Below are 20,653 nucleotides of genomic sequence, written 5' to 3' on the forward strand. Positions count from 1 at the left end.
TTTCTAGCTATTTTTCGTTACAATAGTATTTGTGGAACTATGAAATTTTCTATCGTAAATAAACAAATGAGGTGTAAACATGGCAAATTTAGTATATAGTCCTAAAGACATTTTACAAAAAGAATTTAAAACGAAAATGATGAACGGGTATGACCCAATTGAAGTAGACGAATTTTTAGACAATGTTATTAAAGACTACGAAGCTTATAATAAAGAATTATTAAGCTTGCAAGAAGAAAACAGCCGCTTAATGGCAAAATTAGACCAATTATCAAAAGCCCAACCAACGCCTCGTGTTGCTCAAGAAGTACCAAAAAGTGCAGCAGTGACCAACTTTGATATTTTAAAACGTTTATCAAACTTAGAGCGTGAAGTTTTTGGTAAAAAGTTAGATGAAACACCTTCAACACCTGTAACGCCTTCTGCACCGTCAATGACTGCAGAACCAGCGAACCATGATGTTGATAATGCACAAACACGTCAATTTTAACAAGACAATTTAAGTCAAGCTTTCACGAGGAACAAAAAGCATTTGTTAGAATAGCGGACACTTGTTGTAGCGTGTAAATTTTTGCTGTTCGTTTAAACAGATTTGTAATTTTCGGGTGATCGCGGTTTGCTTATGCAAGCTGAGGAAAGTCCATGCTCGCACAAGCTGAGATGCTTGTAGTGTTCGTGCTTAGCGAAATCATAAGCTAAGGTACTCTTTTAGAGTAACGGCAGGAAAAATGACTAAGGTTTCGACTATGTCAAAGTATCCTTGAAAGTGCCACAGTGACGAAGCGATGTGGGAAACTCCATCGGTGGAACGCGGTAAACCCCTCGAGCGAGCAACCCAAACAATGGTAGGGGCGCTCTTCTAAAGGAAATGAACGAGTAGAAGAGGCAGAGTTTACTCTGCAGATAGATGATGACCGTCACCAATTTTTCCTGAAGAATTGGTGATACAGAACATGGCTTATAGAAAATTACAAGTAATTCAGGAAGACCTTCCAACGTAGTTGTGAAGGCTTTTTTTACGAAAAGAATAAAAAAATGTTAAAATAAAGAAGCTGAGATAAAAGTAGTAAGCTGTCTGTTCTAAAGAGGCTGGGACAGGACCGTTTAGTTCAGAGAAAGCGGACAATTACAAAAAACAAGCGGAGCAGTAGTCGGCAGGACTGTTAGCTCCAGACAATAAAAAAGAGTCAAGAAGGAGTTTTTATGACGAAAGAAAAAACATTCAAACTTGTTGCAACGGCTGCTAGTGGCTTAGAAGCATTAGTTGGAAAAGAATTGCGTGATTTAGGGATTCCCTGTGAAGTAGAAAATGGCCGGGCCGTCTTTGAAGGCACTGTTGAAACAATTGCCACTGCCAATTTATGGCTACGAACAGCAGATCGGATTAAAATCGTCGTTGGCGAATTTAACGCCTATAGTTTTGATGAATTATTTGAAAAAGTTAAAGCACTTCCTTGGGAAGATTATTTGCCTTTAGATGCAGAATTTCCAGTTGCAGGTAAATCAATTAAGTCAAAATTGTATAGTGTTCCTGATTGCCAAGCCATCACCAAAAAAGCCATTGTTAACCGTTTAAGAGAAGTTTACCATCGTCCAGCGACGGTGCCTTTAACCGAAACAGGAGCTTTGTTTAAATTAGAAGTGGCTCTTCTAAAAGATAAAGTGACGTTGACGTTGGACACGACTGGGCCAAGTTTATTTAAACGGGGCTATCGCATTGAAAAGGGGGGCGCACCTCTTAAGGAAAACATGGCAGCTGCTTTAGTGATGTTGACCAATTGGCGCAAAGATCGTCCTTTTTATGATCCAGTTTGTGGTTCTGGAACAATTTGTATTGAAGCAGCATTAATTGGCCATAACATTGCCCCTGGCTTTAATCGTAGTTTCACTTGTGAAACATGGGATTGGGTTGATCCAGCAATTTTTGAAAAAGTACGTAACGAAGCCGAGGCAAAGGCAGACTACGATGTTGAGTTAGATATCTGTGGTTCAGATGTTGATGGGCGAATGATTGAAGTCGCACGAGCGAATGCTGAGGAAGTTGGTTTAGGTGATTCAATTACCTTTAAACAATTGGCCTTAAAAGATTTTACAACCGAGAAGGAATATGGTGTAATGGTAGCTAACCCGCCTTATGGTGAGCGTTTAGGAGAAGAGGAAAGTGTTCGTCGTTTGTATAAAGAAATGGGCCATGTTTTCCGTCCGTTAACTACTTGGAGCAAGTATATACTGACGAGTGATCTTGCTTTTGAAGAATATTATGGTGCCAAAGCTACTAAAAAACGGAAGCTTTACAACGGAGCCTTACGAACAGATTTATTCCAATACTGGGGAACACGTCCACCAAGAAAACCACGGGAAGACTAAGAAAGCTGGTGTAAAAAAATGAAGGAAGCTGTATTTTTACAAGAAGTGAAAGAAATTCAATTACTAAAAAATGCCTTGACATTATTAGACTGGGATTCATCAACTGGGATGCCAGAAAAAAGTAGTCCTTTTCGAGGAGAAGTAGAAGGGTATTTAACCGGATTATATTTTGAACGAAGTATTGGCCCAGTTATTCAAGAAGCATTGGCCTATTTTGAGACACGCCCTGAAGAATTATCTGAATTAGGGAAACTGGTTTTTGAAAAAGTAAAAGAAGAATATGCTTTGAATAAAAATGTTCCAGCTGAACGTATGCAAGAATATGTTAAAGTATTAAACCAAGCACATACAGATTGGCTAAAAGCACGCGCTGCACAAGATTTCGGCTTGTTAGAAGAAACCTTAACGAAGGTCGTTGCGTTCCAAAAAGAGTTCATTCCTTATTGGCAAAAAGAAGAAAAAACTCCGTATGATGTGTTATTAAATCAATTTGAACCAGGGATGACGGTTGAGAAACTAGACCAAGTATTCGACCAAGTAAAACAAGGGATTCAAGAGATTCGGACCGTTTTAGCGGAAAAAGGTACGCCGCCTAGAACTGACTTTTTATCTAGAAAAATGACCAAAGAACAACAACGCCGTTTTGTGATTGGTGTGGTTGAACAATTAGGCTATGATTTTTCAAAAGGCCGATTAGATGATACAGTTCATCCATTTATGACAGCTCTAAATCGAAATGATGCGCGGATTACTACGCGCTGGGAAGAAAATAATTTCTCAATGGCAACATTTGGTGTGATTCATGAAGCGGGTCATGGGATGTACGAACAAAATTTTGATCCTAAATTTGACTTTACGCCGCTAAGCGAAGGTGCCTCTATGGGGATTCACGAATCACAATCGCTCTTTAATGAAATTATCATTGGTAGCAACCGGGCTTTTTGGCAAAAACAATACCCGTTTTTCCAAGAATGCGCAGAAGGCACTTTTGATGATATTGCTTTTGAAGATTTCTATGCTTCTTTAAAAGAAACGAAAGCAAGTTTGATACGGATTGATTCCGATAGTCTCACCTATCCTTTGCATATCATTATTCGTTATGAAATTGAGAAAATGTTGTTTAATGGTTCTTTGGAAGTCGCTGATTTGCCAAAAGTGTGGAACGAAAAATACCAAGAGTACTTAGGCGTATCACCTGAAAATGATTTAGAAGGTGTCCTTCAAGATGTTCATTGGTCTGGAGGTAGCTTTGGTTATTTCCCATCTTATGCCTTGGGTTATATGTACGCTGCGCAACTATTTCACGCAATGAAACAAGAATTACCTGTTGATGAAATTTTAGCTTCGGAGGATTATTCTGATATCCGTAAATGGTTAACACAACATATTCATCAGTACGGCGCTTCACGTAAACCAAATCAATTAATTTATGATGCAACGGGAGAAGAATTGAATCCTAGTTATTTAATTGATTATATGAAAGCTATTTATTTTGATGTTTATCAAGTGCAATAAGTGAAACAAGCAAGAGGAAGTGGACAACAACAATGTTATCAATTCGTGAATATTTAGAAGCTGGTGAAACAACAATCTCAAACTTACTATTTGATCATTACCAAAAAATTGGTTTGAAAGATGATGAATTTCTCTTTTTACTGCAACTTTTTCGTTCGCAAAATGCAGGCGATTTATTTCCAGACTTAATGGCGATTGCAGAGACGATGGGTAAAACGCCAGATACGATTTATAAGTTATTAAATCAATTGGTTTCTCGCGGTTTTATTCGAATTGAAACACAACAAAACCAAAAAGGTCAAATGATGGATACGTATGATTTACTGCCTGTTTTTCAAAAGATTCAATTATTTCTACAAACGAGCAAAGAAAAACAAGTTGTCGCAAACCACGAAGATGAAATTAAACAGCTTTATCAAGGCTTTGAAAAAGAATTCGGACGTCCACTTTCACCAATTGAATTAGAAATGATTGGTCAGTGGTTGAACACGGACCATTATTCCCCTGAATTAATCCGGTTAGCGTTGCGAGAAGCTGTTTTAAATCAGGCGTATAGTTTGAAATATATTGATCGTATTTTACTTGCGTGGGAGCGTAAAAATATTACCACCAAAGAACAAGTTGCTGCTGATCAGAAAAAACGAAAAGATTCTATGATTCAAAATGAGATTGAACAACAAGGTCAGACACAAGAATCGTTGCCAAAGGTTACATTACACAATTGGTTAAATCCAGAAGACAGTGAATAAAAAGGAGGTGGGCCATGCTATCAAAAGAGAAAACAATGGAAGCTATTGAAATTATGTATGAGATGTTTCCAAATGCAGAATGTGAATTAAAACATAAGAATCCTTTTGAATTATTAATTGCTGTGATTTTAAGTGCGCAAGCAACCGATGTATCGGTAAATAAAGCGACTCCTGGTTTATTCGCAGCTTTTCCAACACCAGAAGCTTTAGCAGCTGCGCCGGTGGAGGAGATTATTGCTAAAATAAAAACCATTGGCTTATATCGCAATAAAGCAAAAAATATTAAAGCGTGCGCACAACAACTTTTAGAACGTTTCAATGGAGAAGTTCCGCAAACCAGAGATGAACTGGTCAGTTTACCTGGCGTGGGGAGAAAAACAGCCAATGTAGTAATGGGAGATGCTTTCGGCGAACCGGCTTTTGCAGTAGATACACATGTGGAACGAGTGTCCAAGCGCCTTAGAATTTGTAAGCTAAATGCGAATGTTACTGAAGTTGAGCAAACCTTAATGCGTAAAGTTCCGAAAGAACTCTGGGTGAAAACGCACCATACCATGATTTTCTTTGGGCGTTATCACTGCCTAGCAAGAGCGCCTAAATGTGAAGCCTGTCCGCTACTCTATATGTGTCAAGAAGGCAAAGAACGGATGAAAGGGAAATAACACATTTTTTCCTAAAAAAGCGAGCCACAAGTCCAACCGACTTGTGGCTCGCTTTCTTTTTTTGATTTTTAAGAAACGCAACAAATGATTGCGGTTTCTTAAAAATTGATTTAGTATAGACAGTGTGGTATATACTAGAAAATTTATTTTTTTGAAGAAAGATAGGCGATGAAATGACAGAAAATGCACCCAAATTTAAGCAAATTTCTGCAGAAATTGAAAAGAAGATTCGAGACGGTCTGTATGTAAGTGCACAAAAATTACCTTCAGAATATGATTTAGCTAAAGAATATAACTGCAGTCGCTTGACCATCCGTAAAGCGATTGATGATTTGATCCGCAAAAATATTTTGGTAAAACGACATGGTAAAGGTAGTTATGTGATGTCGCAAGCGAAAATTCAAAGTGGTCGCGCTGGCTTACAAGGTTTTACTGAGGCAGCCAAAGCTTACGGGAAAAAAAGCCAGACAGAAGTCATTTCCTTTGAAGAAGTAGTACATCCCGCTGAGAAAATTCGGGAGGCGCTCCAAGTAGGCAAAAATGAGGCAATTTATGAACTGATTCGCCGCCGAATGTTAGACGGCGAACCAATGACAGTTGAAAAAATTTATTTGCCACAGGCATACGTACAAGGCCATACGAAGCAAGACTTCGAGGGCTCTCTTTTCTGCTTAATCGAGAAGAACGTCGAGATTGCTTATTCGCATCAAGAAATTGAAGCAATCTTAGTTGAAGCGGAAATTTCAGAATTATTGAATGTTCCTGTGGGCCAACCACTTTTACAAGTCCACTCTATCACCTATGCGCTTGATGCAACTCCTATTTTATATGATGTCTCTTTATATCGAGCAGATCGGTACACGTTTAAAAACACACTGACCCGCTATAGCCCGTCTGAAAACAACCAAGTGGAGCTAGGAGGTTCTTGGAACGAATGAAGATCAAAGAAGAAATAGCCGCTCAAAAAGATTTATTTTATGAAGACTTAAACAAAATTATCGCGATTCGAAGTGTGAAAGGGTCGCCTAAAAAAGAGGCACCTTTTGGCGAAGGACCGAAAAGAGCCTTGGAAGAAACGCTGAAACTTGCAGAGCGTTATGGTTTTCAAACTGGGATTGTCAATGACGCAGTTGGCTATGCGCAATGGGGAACAGCGGAAGAATATCTGGGAATTATTGGTCATTTAGATGTAGTACCAGAAGGTTCTGGTTGGTCAGTGCCGCCCTTTCAATTAACGAAAAAAAATCAACGTTTGTATGGTAGAGGAATTCTAGATAATAAAGGTCCTATCTTGGCTTGCCTGTATGGAATGAAATTACTGAAAGAACTTGGTTACCAACCAAAGAAAACCATTCGCTTAATGTTTGGCACGGATGAAGAAAGTGGGAGTGGAGATATCCCCTTATATTTAGAGAAGGAAAACGCACCCGTTTTTGGATTTACTCCAGATTGTAAATATCCAGTAGTTTATGGGGAGCGAGGGATTGTTAATTATGAGATCACAACGACCATCCCAGATGATTCAAGTGAACAAATTGGTCAGATTATAGGTGATCAAGCAAAAGACCACGTACCTGATCAATTAAGTGTGGTGATTGCGGGAAAAACAACAGCAATCACGGGAAAACGTGCTCCTTCCAATGCGCCAGAACTAGGCAAGAACGCGATTACTTTATTGGCACAGAAAATTAGCGAGGAACAGTTAGTCAAAGGAAATTTATTACAGTATTTCGACTGGTTAACCGCTAGTTTTCACGAAAAGCACTATGGCGAAGGAGTAGCTCTGGACTTTAAGGATCAGGATAGTGGGCAATTGATTTTAACGCCCTATGCGTTGGAAAAAAGAGGACAGCAATTGGTGTTATCATTGGCCGTGCGTTATCCTGTTTCTATTACAGAAAACGAAGTAACCACGCAGCTAACGAAGGCACTATTTCCAGAAAGTGAAGTGACCGTCATCCGCCGCCTCCCTAGTACGCTGTTTCCAAAAGATGAGCGCAATGTTCAAAAATTAACCAAGGTTTATGAACAAATTACTGGCTTAGATGGGACGCCAGTCACAACTACAGGTGCTACGTATGCTCGCTTTATGCCGAATATCGTTGCTTTTGGTCCATCATTTCCTGGTCAAAAAGGCATTGCACATAACCAAGATGAATATATGGATGAAAAAGATTTACTGCTTAATCTGGAAATCTATATGCAAGCGATGATTGCATTAACAGAAGCATAAAACCAATAGAAGATACACGTATGAGAAGAAGCCAATGTGTTTCGTAGAGGTCGCATACGTGTATCTTCTATTTTTCTGTATAAAATTTCATTTTCAGTATATACAAAACAGTATATACTAGTTTATAATGGTGGAGAAATGTAAGCGTTAACGAAAGGGCGGATGGAAAATGACTTGGGGTGCAATTGCGACATGGCGGATGGCACATGATGGGTTACTAAAAGCTACAGAAGAATTACAACAAGGAGGTGCTGCAGGCACGGCCGTGGAACAATTAATTAAAGAAGTAGAAGACTATCCTTTTTATAAGTCAGTGGGCTACGGCGGTTTACCTAATGAGGAAGGGATTTTAGAAATGGATGCTGCCTATATGGATGGAGACACATTTGCAATTGGTGCTGTGGCGGGAATTACAGATGTTAAAAATCCGATTTCAGTGGCTAAAGCATTAAGTAAAGAGAAGTTTAATAGTTTTCGTGTTGGCGCAGGTGCAACGAAATATTCAATGTTGCACGGTTTTGAAAGAAAGAATATGTTGACAGAACGCGCTAATCAATGGTGGCAAAAGCGTTTAAAAGAAATTCAGGAAAATCAGTTGAACCCCTATGATGGGCATGATACTGTCGGCGCTATTACGTTAGACCAAACAGGATCAATGGCAGCTGGCACTTCCAGTTCGGGACTCTTCATGAAAAAAGCAGGACGTGTTGGCGATTCACCACTGTCAGGTTCTGGTTTTTATGTTGATAGCGAAATTGGTGGTGCTGCGGCTACAGGCTTAGGTGAAGATTTAATGAAAGGCTGTCTTTCTTATGAAATCGTTCGTTTAATGGGGGAAGGGCGCTCGCCACAACAAGCATGTGATCAAGCCGTCTATGCTTTTCATGAAAAATTGACCCAACGTTATGGGAAAGCAGGAGCTTTTTCACTAGTGGCCATGAACAAACAGGGAGACTGGGGCGTAGCTACGAATGTGGAATTTACTTTTACGGTTGGTACTGATATGCAGCAACCAGAAATCTATATTGCAAATCCAGGCAAGAATCATACCACAGAGATTCAGCCGATTTCACAAGAATGGTTAGCGGCCTATGAAAAAAGAATCAAAGCACCAATTGAATAAATGAGGAGAGTGAAGGAACATGAGTAAAAAACAAATTTATCTTTTTTGTGATGCAGGGATGTCTACAAGTATTATGGTGAATAAAATGATGGAAGTGGTGGAAAAACATCAAATGCCTTTAATGATTACTGCTTTTCCTATTGCAAGAGCACAAGAAGTGGTTGAAGCAGAGAAGCCTGTTGCTATTTTATTAGGACCACAAGTCCGTTTTTTATTAGAAAAAACAAAAGAACAATTTGCTCCTCAAGGGATTCCTGTCGCTGCAATTGCGCCAGAAATTTATGGCATGATGGATGGCGAAAAAGCATTGAAAGAAGCGCTGCGGTTAATTAAGCAAAATAAAAAATAATAGATAGGAGTGACGACCGTGCAAAAATTTTTGGATTGGTTAGAGCGCGTATTGACCCCTTTGGCAAAAGTGATAGGAGAAAATAAGTATTTAGTAGCGATTCGTGATGGCTTCCTTTTATCAACGCCCTTGTTGATTGTTGGTTCGGTCTTCTTATTAATTGCTAATTTTCCTTTGCCACAATGGGATACTTGGATGTCTCATTTGCTTGGTAAAGACTGGGCGACAATGATGTCTGTTCCAGCTAGTGCTAGTTTTGATGTAATGACTATTCTGGCCGTTGTCGGTATTGCCTATAGTTTAGGAAAACAATTCAATGTGGATGCAATGCAAGCAGGAATTATCGCATTGGTTTCATTTTTTATTGTAACGCCTTATCAAACATTATTTACACCGGAAAATAGTTCAAAGGTTTATGAAGTTACTAGTTTACCTTTAAAATGGATGGGTTCCAGTGGCTTGTTTTTAGGAATGATTGTCGCATTAATTGCGACTCGTTTATTTGTGGCCATTGTTCGTAAAGGGTGGACAATAAAAATGCCAGAAGGAGTGCCACCAACAGTGGTTAAGTCTTTTGAGGCCCTGATTCCGAGTTTTTTAGTTGTTACTCTCATGTTTTTAGTCAATTGGCTGGCTGCTTTAACTCCTTATGGTAATTTACAAGATGTTATTTTTGAATTTCTACAAACGCCCTTATTGAGTCTTGGTAATACCTTAGGTGCAATGAGCATTGCTTATTTATTTTTACACTTCTTTTGGTTCTTTGGCATTAACGGAGGTAGTGTGGTTGGCGCAGTCTTTAATCCTGTTTTGCGGGCATTGTCTGTTGAAAATTTACAAGCATTTAAAGACGGTCATGAAATTCCCAACATCATCACTGGACAATTTCAAGATATGTTTGCAACATTTGGTGGCGCCGGTTCCACACTCTCATTAATCATTGTGATGGTCTTATTCTGTAAAAGTCAACGAATTAAAAAGCTTTCGCAACTTTCACTAATTCCTGGTGTTTTTGGGATTAACGAACCAATCATTTTTGGGTTACCAATTGTTTTAAATCCAATCCTTTTAATTCCATTTGTCTTAGTACCCGCAATTAATATTATTATTGCCTATTTTGCTATGGATTGGGGCTTAGTTCCATTGACGAATGGTATTCAATTGCCGTGGACGACCCCGCCAATTATCTCAGGATTTTTAGTCAGCGGTTGGCAAGGATCAATTCTGCAAGCTCTCTTATTGGTACTAGGAATGTTCATTTATTATCCTTTTATTCGAGTTATGGATGACCAATATTTACGTGAAGAATTGAAAGCACAAGAAGAAGAGAGTGAAGAAATTGATTTTGATTCCTTTGACTTCGATGATTTATAAATAAGGAGGAAATAGGCATGAAAAAAATCCTTTTAGTCTTAAACCACAGTTTAGCAGGATTTGGCAGTGATGAACAAGCTCAGCTGAAACCAAGTGGTAAAAAAGCTCCCTTAGGTCCAGGGGTAACATTGCTACCATTTTTACAGAAGCAAGGTGCGGAAATTGTTGCGACACTTTATTGTGGTGACCAATATTATTTGGAAAACGAGGAAGAGGTAGCAAAGAAATTTATTGGCTTTGCAAAAAAGTTTCATGCCGATGCGGTTCTTTGCGGACCAGCCATGCATTATCCTAATTTTGGAGAAATGGCTGCTCGTCTAGCTTGTAAGTTTAATGCTGCAGGCATTCCTGCAATTGCAGCGATGGCAGAAGAAAATCCAGCAGTTAGTCACTATTATCAGCAAGTACCGATTGTGAAGATGCCCAAAAAGGGCGGCATTGGTTTAAATAATTCGTTTAAACAAATGGCGCAATTGGTCGTGGCAAAAGCAAATGGAAAAGAAACCAAACAGTTAGAAGAAACAAGTTGTTTTTAATTGTTGATAATCTAAAGAGAAATCCAGAATGAACGCATGATTGTGTTCGTTTTGGATTTTTTGCTTTTGTTTAGCGAATGTATGTTCTATAATAGGGAGGCAGATAGGTGGGATTACGTGAAATCAACGAGAAAAATTGCGGTGCGTCAAGTGGTCGAATTTATTTTAAGGCGGGGAAGTATCGATTCTCGCCATGTGAGTGAACATACACCACAAGAAGGTAGTCGCCTTCATCGAATGTTGCAAAAGGAAGCGGGGAGCCTTTATCAAAAGGAAGTATCTTTAAAAATTGAGGTGCCTTTAAATGGCCATAATTATTGTGTAGAAGGTCGTGCAGACGGCATTTTTGTGAAAGAAACTGGGCAAGTGGTCATTGATGAAATTAAAACATCCGAACCAGCGTTTGAAGAATTGCCGCCAGAAAAGGTCGAATTGTTTTGGTATCAAGCGATGTGTTATGGTCACATGTATTGCCAACAAGAACAACTTTCTGAAATAACGCTTCAACTCACTTATTATCAGACCACCACAAAACAAATCACACGACAAGAACGCCATTTTACAGAAGCTGCATTAGCGGAGTTTTTTACTGATTTGATGAAGCGCTATGAACAGTGGGTAATTTTTAAAGAAGAGTGGCGTATTTTGAGAAATAAATCATTAAAAAATCTTAGTTTTCCTTACGGGGAGTATCGCAAAGGGCAACGAGAATTGGCGGTAGCCGTCTATAAAACAATTCTTAGTAAACAGCGGCTCTTCGTGGAAGCACCAACTGGAACAGGCAAGACAATGTCCACTCTTTTTCCAGCAATGAAAGCAATTGGTGAAGAAGAAGGTGAACGGATTTTTTATTTAACAGCTAAGACCATCACGCGGCAAGTGGCTGAAGATGCCGTCAAAGCGCTGTCCGAAAAACAAGCGCAAACTAAGAGTATTACGTTAACAGCAAAAGATAAAATTTGTTTTTTAACTGAACGAAATTGTACACCAGAACATTGCCCGTTTGCTGATGGCTATTATGATCGTTTAAATGAGGGACTGTGGGATTTATTGCAACATGAAAATCATTTAACGAGAGAGGTTATTGAACGGTATGCACAAAAGCACCAATTGTGTCCATTCGAGTTGTCGCTAGATGCAAGTCTTTGGTGTGATTTAATTATTGGCGATTACAATTATCTATTTGATCCAACGGTTTATTTACGGCGCTTCTTTGAAGAACCCCAAAGTGCAGAAGAGAATATTTTTTTAGTGGATGAAACCCATAATTTGGTTAATCGTTCACGGGAGATGTATTCGGCCGCTATTTCTAGGAATGCGGTTTTGCAAATTCAAAAAAGATTGCAAAAAGAATCTGTTCAATTGAAAAGAGCTTGTCAAAAAGTCTTAACTACGTTTGATGATATTGAAGCAATCTGTGAAGAAAAAGACACGGATTTTTTTGCCCAACGCGCGCCAATTGATTCATTAGTTAAACAGATACATCGATTAACAGAAGTAATTGCAGAATGGTTGCCAGAAAATCAACACATTGAGGAATTGGCGTCGATTCTCAGTTTTTATTTTGATTGTTTAAGTTATCTTCGAATCAGCGAGTATTACGACAACGGTTTTTATACGTCTATTTCTTTGCGAAACTATGACTGCGTTGTGAAACAATTTTGTGTCGATCCGGCTTATTTATTGTCACAACGATTAGATAAAGGGAAAGCGAGTATCTTATTTTCGGCAAGTTTAACACCTCTGAATTATTATCAAGAAGTGCTTGGTGGAGGTGAAGAAAGCCTACGTTATCGGATTCCGTATCCTTTTCCGGAAGAAAATCAATTGTTGATGATTGGTAGTCATCTTCAAACAACCTATAAAAACCGTGAAAAAAGTTATCCACAGATTAGTGAACTTTTAGGGAAGTTAAGTGAAACAAAAACAGGTAATTATTTAATTTTCTTTCCTTCCTACGCCTATATGGATGATGTCTATCAAGTATTTAGCCAACGTTACCCGCAAGTAAAAACTCAAATTCAGGGAACGGACTTAAACGAAAAAGAGCGAGAAGCATTTTTAGCTGAATTTAAAGAGAATCCTCAAGAAACTTTCATCGGTTTTTGTGTTTTAGGTGGTATATTTTCAGAAGGAATTGACTTGAAAGGTACCCGATTGATTGGTACGATAATTGTTAGTGTCGGGCTACCACAAATGAACCCAGAGCAAGAACTGATTCGCACTTTTTATCAAGAAGAGCGAGGGCAAGGGTTTCAATTTGCGTATCAAATTCCTGGCATGAATAAAGTCTTGCAAGCGGCTGGACGTGTCATTCGAGATGCGCAAGATAAAGGCTTTGTGTTGTTATTAGACGAACGATTTGAATTACCAAGTGTCCAGCGTTTCTTTCCGCCGCATTGGTTGGCGCATCGAAAGGCAAACACCAATGAACAACTCATTCAACAAGTGAAACAATTTTGGTTAAAAAATAAAGAAAACAAAGGAGGAAACAAATGAAGACCATTTTAGTCCTTCATACAGGTGGGACCATTTCCATGTCGAAAGTAGCAGGAGGAAGTGTTGCCCCGAATGAAAAAAATCCGTTGATGGAACAAGAAGCATTATTTTCTGGCAAGGTTCATTTAGTTGTTGAAGATATTTTTAATATTCCCTCACCACACATGACCTTAGAACGGATGTTTCAATTAAAAGAACGGATTCAAAAAGCTTATTCTGAACCAATTGATGGCGTGGTTATTACGCATGGAACAGATACATTAGAAGAAACTGCTTATTTTTTAGATATAACCTTAGAGAAAAAAATCCCCATTGTTTTAACAGGAGCAATGCGGTCAAGTAACGAAATCGGTAGTGATGGCTTGTATAATTTCATCAGTGCTATTTGGACTGCTTGTTCAGACGAATCGTACGATAAAGGTGTTTTAGTCGTGATGAATGATGAAATTCATACGGCGCGTTATGTGACAAAAACACATACAACGAACGTAGCGACGTTTCGGACGCCAACTTTTGGACCAATAGGAACCATTGCGAAAGAACGTGCTTTTTTTGCGAAAGAGGTCTTACCGCAAGAAGTTTGCGATGTTTCTTCTGTGAAAGGAAATGTTCACGTAGTGAAGGCCTATGCGGGGATGGGTGAACGGATGTTTGAATTATTAAACACCCCAGAAACGGATGGGTTAGTAATTGAAGCGCTAGGCGCGGGTAATTTACCGCCAGAAACGCTCCCAGCATTACAAAAAATGCTAGACAACGGGATTCCAGTCGTTTTAGTTTCTCGTTGTTCCAATGGCATTGCTGAAGATATCTATGATTATGCTGGTGGTGGCGTTGGCTTGAAAAAAATGGGGGTCGTTTTTGCCCGTGGTTTAAACGGACCGAAAGCGCGGATTCGTTTAATTGTTGGTTTAAACAGCGAAAAAAATCCTGCAGAGTTAAAAGAATTTTTGGAACAGTAACTAATTTTAAGGAGAAAATAAATGAAGCTGTTTGAACGCATTCATCAAGATACTGAAATTCGACAAATTTATGATGCAATTGGTCAAATGGAAGATGAAGAAGCTGGGTGGGCATACCATAATTGGTTTCATGTAACCAATGTCGTAGCCATGACGGAAATGATTTTGAAACAACTTGCTGTTTCAGAGGAGTATTTAGAGGCGGCAAAAATTGCGGCACTGCTCCATGATGTGGGTGCGCTACAAGGAAAAGCAGGACATGCACTTCGTGGGAAACAATTTGCAGAAGCATATTTTCGTAAGCAAAAGATTTGTTTGCCTTATCAAGAAGAAATTTTATCTTCTATAGAAAATCATAGTAACGGCTTTGATTCGGAAGAGTTAATGACACTAGCGCTAATCATTAGTGATAAATTAGATATTACAACCTCTCGTGTTGCAAAGGCTGGTTATTTCGTGCCAGGAATGCGGCAATTTCAATTTTTAAAGAAAATTGAAATTATGCTTTCAGAACAAGAGGTTTGTGTCTCGTTTACGGCAGAAGAAGAACTGGATTTAGAAGAATTAAATGCGTTTTATTTTATGCCAAAGGTTTTCAAAGCAATTGCCGCTTTTTCAGGAAAAATCCAACGCCGACCAATCGTTTTATTGAATAATCAAGAATGGCCGGTACCAAAACAAAAAAATCCTTCAACTGTTCATTAACAGTTGAAGGATTTTTTTAGCGATAATTATTAAACTCAAGAGCCATTGGTAAATCTAATTCTCGTAAAAGAGCCATGACTTTTTGTAAATCATCCCGACTTTTTCCAGTTACCCGAATTTTGTCTTCTTGGATTTGTGACTTAACTTTAATCCCAGAGTTTTTGATAGCTGTGTTGATTTTTTTTGCATTTTCTTTATCAATACCACTGATTAAATCACCATATTGGCGAGCAGTACCGCCTAAGGCTTTTTCACTTTCTGAAAAATGAATATTTTTAATCGGAACATTGCGTTTGACTAATTTTCCAAATAAAATATCCTTCACTTGCTCGACTTTATAATCATCTTCAGCTACGACTACTAATTTATCGTTTTCCAATTTAATATCAGCAATTGACCCTTTAAAGTCAAAACGATTTTTCAATTCTTTCAAGGCAATTTGAATTGCGTTTTTGACTTCCTCCATATTGACCTCTGAAACTACATCAAAACTTGCTTCTTTTGCAGCCATGTAAAAACCTCCTAAAATATTCTTTGCTTCATCATATCATGAAATAGTAAAAAAGGTTAGGCTAGAATCATTTTGAATAGAGAAATAAGAAGATCAATTTTTAGGGATATCTTCCCGCATTCTTTCATGGAAACGTTGCAAAAAAATTTTTTTCAATGTTCGCTTTTAGCCCCTTTTCTTTTAGGATAGAACCTGTTATTCTAAGTCAGAAGAATAGCGAAGGAGCGAAGAAAAATGAGTCGATTGGTTAGTACTTACCAAAGGAATGAATCGATAAAAAAAATAGCAGTGATGGCGATAACCGCTTTGACTTCTGCGGTCGGTTTGAATTTCTTTTTGATTCCGGCAAAAGTTTTTTCGGCAGGGATGAACGGAATTGCGCAAATCATTGCTACATTATTATATACAAATTTAGGAATCCATATTAATACAGGGATTTTCATTTTATTTTTAAACATTCCCGTCTTCATTCTAGGGTTTGTAAAATTAGGGAAACAATCAACGATTCTTAGTTTCATCAATGTTATTGGTATTTCCGTTGTCACTATGTTTGTGCCAATCGTAACAGTCACAACGAATCCTTTGATGAACGCAATTATGGGTGGTGTCTTAGTCGGCGTTGGCGCAGGGCTTTCATTGAAAATGGGCTTTAACACTGGCGGCATGGACATTATTTCACTGATTCTTTCAAAAACAACAGGGAAAACAGTTGGTAATTTTATGTTCTTATTAAATGGTATTATTGTGCTGTTGGCTGGTTTTGTATTTAACTGGGAAAGTGCGTTGTATACTATTATTTCTATTTACTGTTTGAGTCAGGTGGTCGACATGATTCATACCAGTCACCAAAAAGTCACAGCAATGATTGTCACCACGAGACCAGAAGCCGTTGCCTTAGAAGTTTCTCAACAAATCGCTCGTGGCATGACCTTGTTGCCTTCAATCGGCGGCTATTCAGGTGCAGAAGGTCGGATGATTATGATGGTCATTACTCGCTACGAGCTCTATGATTTAGAACAAGCAGTTTACAGTATCGATGAGAATGCCTTTGTAAATATTTTACCAACACAATCGGTTTTAGGGCGTTTTGCCAATGAAGATGAACAACGGATTTTTCATAGTACAGGAACATTTCCTGAGCTTCAATCCTACAAGGTGAAACGTTATCCACCAAAGAAAAAATTAAAATAGCAAGTCGGCCTTCAGGTCCCAAAGTCTTAACGGGAAAACTGGAGGTTTTTTTATAAAAATGAAGGTTATGTGAAAGAATAGACAAAAATTTTCTGAAAAAGGGAATTTTACTAGAAAAGTGTCAGGAATTCTGCTAAAATAGAACCGTTGGTTAGGGAACACCTAACAAATAAAGTTTTTAAAAACTTAGGAGGAATTTTTTATGCCAGTAGTATCAGGAGCAGAATTCTTAAAAGCAGCACGTAAAGGCGGGTATGCAGTAGGTGGCTATAACACAAATAACTTAGAATGGACACAAGCGATTTTAGAAGCAGCAGAAGCTAAAAAAGCACCAGTTCTAATCCAAACATCAATGGGCGCTGCTAAATACATGGGCGGCTACAAAGTAGCTAAAGACATGATTACTAATTTAGTAGACTCAATGAATATCACAGTTCCAGTAGCAATTCACTTAGACCACGGTGACTACGAAGCTGCTTTAGAATGTATCGAAGTTGGCTATACTTCAATCATGTTTGATGGTTCTCACTTACCATTCGAAGAAAACTTAAAATTAGCGAAAGATGTAGTTGAAAAAGCGCACGCTAAAGGTATTTCTGTCGAATGTGAAGTTGGTTCAATCGGTGGTGAAGAAGACGGAATCATCGGTACTGGCGAATTAGCTGATATCGAAGAATGTAAACAAATGGTTGCTACAGGTATTGACTACTTAGCATGTGGTATCGGTAACATCCATGGTCAATATCCAGAAAACTGGAAAGGTTTAGCATTTGATCACTTACAAGCGATTGCTGAAGCTGTCGGTTCTGATGTACCTCTAGTATTACACGGAGGTTCTGGTATTCCTCAAGAACAAATTGAAAAAGCAATTTCAATGGGTATCTCAAAAGTTAACGTAAATACAGAATTCCAATTATCATTCGCTAAAGCAACGCGCGAATATATTGAAGCTGGTAAAGATTTAGAAGGTAAAGGATTTGACCCTCGTAAATTATTAGCACCAGGTAAAGCTGCAATCATCAAAGATGCAGAAGAACACATTGATTGGTTCGGTTCAGCTAACAAAGCTTAATCAACTAGTTACGTTAAAGACAGCCACAGCACGTGGCTGTCTTTTTTATTTTTTGTTATTTTTTCATTCTATTAAAATACCTGAGAAGTTTTCTTTTTTCTTAAGCTTGATTATGATAGAATGATTGGGTAGTTTATTTAGAAAACGTATATTACAGATAGGTGAGAATATAAATGAAAAAAATCGTAATCAATGGGAATCGTCCATTAAAAGGCGAAGTAACCATTAGCGGCGCCAAAAATAGTGTGGTCGCTTTAATTCCAGCTGCTATTTTAGCAGATTCGCCCGTGACTTTAGATGGCGTTCCTGACATTCAGGATGTTCACTCATTAATTGAAATTTTAGAAATTATGGGTGCTAAAATTACTTTTGAAAATAATACATTAATTATTGACCCAACAGAAGTTGTTTCTGTGCCAATGCCAAAAGGAAAAATCAATAGCTTACGTGCATCCTATTATTTTATGGGCTCACTTCTTGGTCGATTTGGGGAAGGCGTTGTCGGCTTACCTGGCGGTTGTTACTTAGGCCCTCGTCCAATTGATTTACATATCAAAGGATTTGAAGCATTAGGCGCTCATGTAACCAACGAACATGGGGCGATGTACTTGAGAACAGACGAAGCTGGCTTACAAGGAACCCGAATTTTTATGGATATGGTATCTATTGGCGCTACAATCAATGTCATGTTAGCCGCAGTTAAAGCCAAAGGCAAAACGATTATTGAAAATGCTGCGCGTGAGCCAGAAATTATTGATATTGCTACATTATTAAATAACATGGGTGCAAAAGTTCGAGGAGCTGGAACGGATGTTATTCGGATTGAAGGAGTCGAAGAATTACATGGCTGTCGTCACTCGATTATTCCAGATCGAATTGAAGCTGGGACTTATTTAGCTATGGCAGCAGCTATGGGTGAAGGAATCAAGGTTCGAAATGTTATTTATGAGCATTTAGAAAGCTTCATTGCGAAATTGCAAGAAATGGGCGTTAAGATGACAATTGAAGAAGACATGATTGAAGTTCATCCATCACATGATCTGAAAATGACGACGGTGAAAACCTATCCGTATCCTGGTTTTGCCACAGACTTGCAACAACCGTTAACGCCATTACTTTTAAAAGCACAAGGAACTGGTGAAATTATTGATACGATTTATGCTCAACGAAATAAGCATATCCCTGAGTTGGTGCGGATGGGGGCTGATGCTTCGGTTGAAGGCAATATGATTATCTTAAATGGCCCAAATCAATTGCACGGTGCAGAAGTAGTCGCCTCTGATTTACGGGCAGGCGCTTGCCTAGTCACTGCCGGCTTGATGGCTGAAGGTACGACCACTATTTATAATGTAGAATATATTTTACGTGGGTACGACCACATTATCGAAAAGTTAACTGCTTTAGGCGCTGATATTCAAATGCTAGAAACCGAAGAACAAGAAGGTCCGTTTGAGGTGGATCAATGAGCGACTATTTAACAATGGCTGAATTGGAAAACAGTACGTTAAAAGATATTTATGCATACGCGAAAGAGTTTAAAATTCCTTATTATAGCCAAATGAACAAAAAAGAATTGTCTTTAGCTGTGATTCGTGCACAAGCTGAGAAGCAAGGGTTTTTCTTCATGGAAGGAATTTTAGATATTGTTTCTCAGGATGGTTATGGCTTTTTGCGACCAATTAATTATGGACCAAGTGCAGAAGACATTTATATTTCTTCTTCTCAAATTCGTCGTTTCGGATTGAGAAATGGGGACAAAGTAGCTGGCAAGGCGCGTCCGCCAAAGGAATCAGAACGTTACTATGGACTCATGCATGTTGAAAGTGTCAATGGGAAAGATCCTGAAGAAGCGAAAGAGCGGCCACATTTTCCAGCGCTAACACCGTTGTATCCTGAAAAACAATTAACGTTAGAAACAACGGCTGGCAGATTATCAACACGAATGATTGATGTATTTGCCCCAATTGGTTTTGGGCAACGTGGTTTAATTGTAGCGCCGCCAAAAGCGGGAAAAACAAGTGTTTTAAAGGAAATTGCTAATGGGATTACAGAAAATCATCCTGATGTGGAATTGATTCTGTTGTTAATTGACGAGCGCCCTGAAGAAGTGACTGATTTAGAGCGAAGCGTTAAAGGCGATGTGGTTTCTTCAACTTTTGATCAACAACCACAAAATCATACGCGAGTTGCTGAATTGGTTCTGGATCGAGCAATGCGCTTAGTTGAAGACAAACGGGACGTAGTTATTTTAATGGACAGCATCACTCGTTTAGCAAGGGCCTATAATTTAGTGGTCCCGCCTAGTGGTCGAACCTTAAGTGGCGGAATAGATCCAGCTGCGTTTTTCAAACCTAAACGATTTTTTGGTGCTGCCAGAAATATCGAAGAAGGGGGCAGTCTGACTATTTTAGCCACGGCATTGGTGGATACAGGTAGCCGAATGGATGATGTCATCTATGAAGAATTCAAAGGTACAGGCAACATGGAGCTCCATTTATCTCGTGAATTAGCAGAACGCCGTATTTTCCCAGCAATTGATATTAAAAAATCAAGTACGCGAAAAGAAGAGTTGCTAATGACACCAGAACAACTAGAAGAAACGTGGAAATTGAGAAATAATATGTCAGGAGACTCGCTGGAATATACGGATCAATTCATAAAAATGTTGAAACGGACCCAAAATAATCAACAATTATTTGAAGTTTTCCATGATGTTTCGTTTGGCAAACAAATTAAAAGAAATCCAAAAAGATAATTGCATACCAACTGAAAACATGGTAAGATAGCATTGTTGTATACCGACAA

19 protein-coding genes and 1 other RNA gene are annotated in these 20,653 nt (G+C 38.6%); 19 read left to right on the plus strand and 1 reads right to left on the minus strand.

From position 1 onward, the window contains the following. Positions 1–79: 79 nt before the first annotated feature. From gpsB to IGL32_RS04535, 15 genes are all read left to right on the plus strand, one after another. A complete protein-coding gene (gpsB, locus tag IGL32_RS04465) occupies positions 80–490 on the plus strand; it encodes a cell division regulator GpsB (RefSeq protein WP_002357990.1) in 411 nt (136 codons plus the stop codon). Positions 491–597: 107 nt separating this feature from the next. Continuing rightward, positions 598–966, plus strand: an RNA gene (rnpB, locus tag IGL32_RS04470) — RNase P RNA component class B. A 237-nt stretch (positions 967–1,203) separates the two neighbouring features. Further along, positions 1,204–2,367, plus strand: coding sequence for a THUMP domain-containing class I SAM-dependent RNA methyltransferase (locus tag IGL32_RS04475; RefSeq protein ID WP_002357989.1), 1,164 nt, complete (start codon positions 1,204–1,206; stop codon positions 2,365–2,367). An 18-nt stretch (positions 2,368–2,385) separates the two neighbouring features. After that, positions 2,386–3,882 (plus strand): carboxypeptidase M32, encoded by a 1,497-nt coding sequence (locus IGL32_RS04480; protein WP_104807366.1) that lies wholly within the window; start codon positions 2,386–2,388, stop codon positions 3,880–3,882. Positions 3,883–3,914: 32 nt separating this feature from the next. Next, positions 3,915–4,631 (plus strand): DnaD domain protein, encoded by a 717-nt coding sequence (locus IGL32_RS04485; protein ID WP_002357986.1) that lies wholly within the window; start codon positions 3,915–3,917, stop codon positions 4,629–4,631. A 14-nt stretch (positions 4,632–4,645) separates the two neighbouring features. Beyond that, entirely contained in the window at positions 4,646–5,293 is a 648-nt protein-coding gene (gene nth, locus IGL32_RS04490; RefSeq protein ID WP_002357985.1) for an endonuclease III, read from the plus strand. A gap of 173 nt (positions 5,294–5,466) precedes the next feature. Further along, positions 5,467–6,231, plus strand: a complete 765-nt coding sequence (locus tag IGL32_RS04495; protein WP_002357984.1) for a GntR family transcriptional regulator, LSA1692 subfamily — start codon at positions 5,467–5,469, stop codon at positions 6,229–6,231. Next, positions 6,228–7,526, plus strand: a complete 1,299-nt coding sequence (locus IGL32_RS04500; protein WP_002386630.1) for a Sapep family Mn(2+)-dependent dipeptidase — start codon at positions 6,228–6,230, stop codon at positions 7,524–7,526. Before IGL32_RS04495 ends, IGL32_RS04500 begins: the two co-directional genes overlap by 4 nt. A 169-nt stretch (positions 7,527–7,695) precedes the next feature. Next, positions 7,696–8,649 carry a N(4)-(beta-N-acetylglucosaminyl)-L-asparaginase gene (locus IGL32_RS04505; RefSeq protein WP_002361636.1) on the plus strand — a complete coding sequence of 318 codons (954 nt, stop codon included), beginning with the start codon at positions 7,696–7,698 and terminating at the stop codon, positions 8,647–8,649. A 19-nt stretch (positions 8,650–8,668) separates the two neighbouring features. Next, positions 8,669–8,998 carry a PTS sugar transporter subunit IIB gene (locus tag IGL32_RS04510; RefSeq protein WP_002357981.1) on the plus strand — a complete coding sequence of 110 codons (330 nt, stop codon included), beginning with the start codon at positions 8,669–8,671 and terminating at the stop codon, positions 8,996–8,998. Between the two features lie 18 nt (positions 8,999–9,016). After that, positions 9,017–10,372, plus strand: coding sequence for a PTS cellobiose transporter subunit IIC (gene celB, locus IGL32_RS04515; RefSeq protein WP_010826475.1), 1,356 nt, complete (start codon positions 9,017–9,019; stop codon positions 10,370–10,372). Positions 10,373–10,389: 17 nt separating this feature from the next. Next, a complete protein-coding gene (locus IGL32_RS04520) occupies positions 10,390–10,908 on the plus strand; it encodes a GrdB-related putative oxidoreductase (protein ID WP_002361637.1) in 519 nt (172 codons plus the stop codon). Between the two features lie 36 nt (positions 10,909–10,944). Next, positions 10,945–13,407 (plus strand): helicase C-terminal domain-containing protein, encoded by a 2,463-nt coding sequence (locus tag IGL32_RS04525; RefSeq protein ID WP_002386632.1) that lies wholly within the window; start codon positions 10,945–10,947, stop codon positions 13,405–13,407. Next, positions 13,404–14,369 carry an asparaginase gene (locus tag IGL32_RS04530; RefSeq protein ID WP_002357976.1) on the plus strand — a complete coding sequence of 322 codons (966 nt, stop codon included), beginning with the start codon at positions 13,404–13,406 and terminating at the stop codon, positions 14,367–14,369. Before IGL32_RS04525 ends, IGL32_RS04530 begins: the two co-directional genes overlap by 4 nt. 21 nt (positions 14,370–14,390) lie before the next feature. Beyond that, entirely contained in the window at positions 14,391–15,074 is a 684-nt protein-coding gene (locus IGL32_RS04535; RefSeq protein WP_002380173.1) for an HD domain-containing protein, read from the plus strand. Positions 15,075–15,090: 16 nt separating this feature from the next. Here the strand turns inward: IGL32_RS04535 and IGL32_RS04540 are convergent, their stop codons facing one another. Next, positions 15,091–15,585: a YajQ family cyclic di-GMP-binding protein gene (locus IGL32_RS04540; RefSeq protein ID WP_002357974.1), complete on the minus strand. Its 495-nt coding sequence runs from the start codon at positions 15,583–15,585 to the stop codon at positions 15,091–15,093. 234 nt (positions 15,586–15,819) lie between these two features. Between IGL32_RS04540 and IGL32_RS04545 the strand changes: the two genes are divergently transcribed. The 4 genes from IGL32_RS04545 (at position 15,820) to rho (ending at position 20,603) form a co-directional block, all read left to right on the plus strand. Continuing rightward, positions 15,820–16,776, plus strand: coding sequence for a YitT family protein (locus tag IGL32_RS04545; RefSeq protein ID WP_002381974.1), 957 nt, complete (start codon positions 15,820–15,822; stop codon positions 16,774–16,776). A 202-nt stretch (positions 16,777–16,978) separates the two neighbouring features. After that, positions 16,979–17,848 carry a class II fructose-bisphosphate aldolase gene (locus tag IGL32_RS04550; RefSeq protein ID WP_002357972.1) on the plus strand — a complete coding sequence of 290 codons (870 nt, stop codon included), beginning with the start codon at positions 16,979–16,981 and terminating at the stop codon, positions 17,846–17,848. Between the two features lie 173 nt (positions 17,849–18,021). Beyond that, positions 18,022–19,314 (plus strand): UDP-N-acetylglucosamine 1-carboxyvinyltransferase, encoded by a 1,293-nt coding sequence (locus IGL32_RS04555; protein ID WP_002357969.1) that lies wholly within the window; start codon positions 18,022–18,024, stop codon positions 19,312–19,314. Continuing rightward, the gene (gene rho / locus IGL32_RS04560) at positions 19,311–20,603 is read left to right on the plus strand and encodes a transcription termination factor Rho (protein WP_002357968.1); all 1,293 of its coding nucleotides are present in this window, start codon (positions 19,311–19,313) and stop codon (positions 20,601–20,603) included. The genes IGL32_RS04555 and rho overlap by 4 nt, the downstream gene beginning before the upstream one ends. Positions 20,604–20,653 lie beyond the last annotated feature (50 nt).

The sequence above is a fragment of the Enterococcus sp. AZ035 genome, from assembly GCF_050548325.1.
Lineage (GTDB): Bacteria > Bacillota > Bacilli > Lactobacillales > Enterococcaceae > Enterococcus > Enterococcus faecalis.

Excerpts from the sequence above, each read along its gene's own strand:
- IGL32_RS04475 (WP_002357989.1), top strand. The coding sequence starts at position 1,204 with ATGACGAAAGAAAAAACATTCAAACTTGTTGCAACGGCTGCTAGTGGC.
- IGL32_RS04530 (WP_002357976.1), top strand. The coding sequence starts at position 13,404 with ATGAAGACCATTTTAGTCCTTCATACAGGTGGGACCATTTCCATGTCG.
- rho (WP_002357968.1), top strand. The coding sequence starts at position 19,311 with ATGAGCGACTATTTAACAATGGCTGAATTGGAAAACAGTACGTTAAAA.
- IGL32_RS04485 (WP_002357986.1), top strand. The coding sequence starts at position 3,915 with ATGTTATCAATTCGTGAATATTTAGAAGCTGGTGAAACAACAATCTCA.
- IGL32_RS04505 (WP_002361636.1), top strand. The coding sequence starts at position 7,696 with ATGACTTGGGGTGCAATTGCGACATGGCGGATGGCACATGATGGGTTA.
- nth (WP_002357985.1), top strand. The coding sequence starts at position 4,646 with ATGCTATCAAAAGAGAAAACAATGGAAGCTATTGAAATTATGTATGAG.
- IGL32_RS04550 (WP_002357972.1), top strand. The coding sequence starts at position 16,979 with ATGCCAGTAGTATCAGGAGCAGAATTCTTAAAAGCAGCACGTAAAGGC.
- IGL32_RS04510 (WP_002357981.1), top strand. The coding sequence starts at position 8,669 with ATGAGTAAAAAACAAATTTATCTTTTTTGTGATGCAGGGATGTCTACA.
- IGL32_RS04545 (WP_002381974.1), top strand. The coding sequence starts at position 15,820 with ATGAGTCGATTGGTTAGTACTTACCAAAGGAATGAATCGATAAAAAAA.
- IGL32_RS04535 (WP_002380173.1), top strand. The coding sequence starts at position 14,391 with ATGAAGCTGTTTGAACGCATTCATCAAGATACTGAAATTCGACAAATT.
- IGL32_RS04480 (WP_104807366.1), top strand. The coding sequence starts at position 2,386 with ATGAAGGAAGCTGTATTTTTACAAGAAGTGAAAGAAATTCAATTACTA.
- IGL32_RS04500 (WP_002386630.1), top strand. The coding sequence starts at position 6,228 with ATGAAGATCAAAGAAGAAATAGCCGCTCAAAAAGATTTATTTTATGAA.
- IGL32_RS04520 (WP_002361637.1), top strand. The coding sequence starts at position 10,390 with ATGAAAAAAATCCTTTTAGTCTTAAACCACAGTTTAGCAGGATTTGGC.
- IGL32_RS04495 (WP_002357984.1), top strand. The coding sequence starts at position 5,467 with ATGACAGAAAATGCACCCAAATTTAAGCAAATTTCTGCAGAAATTGAA.
- IGL32_RS04540 (WP_002357974.1), bottom strand. The coding sequence starts at position 15,585 with ATGGCTGCAAAAGAAGCAAGTTTTGATGTAGTTTCAGAGGTCAATATG.
- IGL32_RS04525 (WP_002386632.1), top strand. The coding sequence starts at position 10,945 with ATGATTGTGTTCGTTTTGGATTTTTTGCTTTTGTTTAGCGAATGTATG.
- IGL32_RS04555 (WP_002357969.1), top strand. The coding sequence starts at position 18,022 with ATGAAAAAAATCGTAATCAATGGGAATCGTCCATTAAAAGGCGAAGTA.
- gpsB (WP_002357990.1), top strand. The coding sequence starts at position 80 with ATGGCAAATTTAGTATATAGTCCTAAAGACATTTTACAAAAAGAATTT.